Annotated in this window: 1 protein-coding gene; it reads left to right on the top strand. The window is 61.1% G+C overall.

Annotation, left to right across the window (positions count from 1 at the left end; all coding sequences use genetic code 11):
• A protein-coding gene (locus tag FY528_RS21130) for an IS3 family transposase (RefSeq protein WP_262384076.1) occupies window positions 1–1,037 on the top strand; the annotation gives its coding sequence in 2 pieces (ribosomal slippage) (window positions 1–181 and window positions 181–1,037; 1,038 coding nt annotated over the 2 pieces). This gene is flagged as partial in the annotation.
• Window positions 1,038–1,077: the final 40 nt, after the last annotated feature.

Genomic DNA, 1,077 nt, shown 5'->3' on the forward strand with positions numbered 1-1,077 from the left:
GCGGAGGTCTGCCGGAAGATGGGCATCAGCGAGGCCACCTACTACAACTGGAAGAAGAAGTACGGCGGGCTGGGCGTGCCAGAACTGCGCCGGCTGAAGCAGCTGGAAGAGGAAAACCTGCACCTCAAACAGCTCGTGGCCGACCTGAGCCTGGACAAGCAGATGCTGCAGGACGTACTCAAAAAAAAGTTCTGAGGCCCGTGCAGCGTCGGCACGCGGCCCAACACCTGATCGACGCCTACCGCCTCTCCACGCGCCGGGCGTGCCAGCTCGTGTCGCTGCAACGGTCGAGTTGGTATTACCAGCCGCACGGGCGGGACGACTCGGCGTTGCGTCAGCGGCTACGGGAATTGGCGCAGGTGCGAGTGCGCTACGGCTGCCAGCGCTTGTTCACCCTCCTGCGGCGGGAAGGCTGGTCCGACAACCACAAGCGGGTACACCGCCTCTACTGCCTGGAAGGGCTGCACTTGCGCAGCAAGCGGCCCAAGCGCAACCGGGCTGCCGCTCACCGGCTGGAGCGGGTCGACCTGCAGCGGCCGCACCAGAGCTGGAGCATGGATTTCGTGGCCGATCAGCTCTTTGACGGGCGCAAAATCCGAGCCTTAACGATAGTCGATAACTACAGCCGTCAGTGCCTGGCCATTCACGTGGGGCAGTCGCTGAAAGGGGACGACGTGGTGGCCGTGGTGAGCCGCCTGCAGCAGACGCTAGCCATCGTGCCCGAACGCATCCAGGTCGACAACGGCAGCGAATTTATCAGCAAAGCGCTGGACAAGTGGGCCTATGAGCAGCAGGTCACGCTGGACTTCTCCAGGCCGGGCAAACCGACTGATAATCCATATATTGAATCATTCAACGGCAGTTTCCGGGACGAGTGTTTAAATGTCCACTGGTTCTTGTCGCTGGCCGATGCACAGGAAAAAATCGAGCAGTGGCGCCAGGAGTACAACGGCTTCCGGCCACACAGTTCGTTACAGAATTTAACGCCCGATCAGGCAATGGCGGCCGCCGCTACTGTCGAGCTTCAAACCGCCTGATGCTCTACTTCTAGCCGGTCCAGCAATTGGGAGGAGGTCA

Source organism: Hymenobacter lutimineralis (assembly GCF_008271285.1).
Lineage (GTDB): Bacteria > Bacteroidota > Bacteroidia > Cytophagales > Hymenobacteraceae > Hymenobacter > Hymenobacter lutimineralis.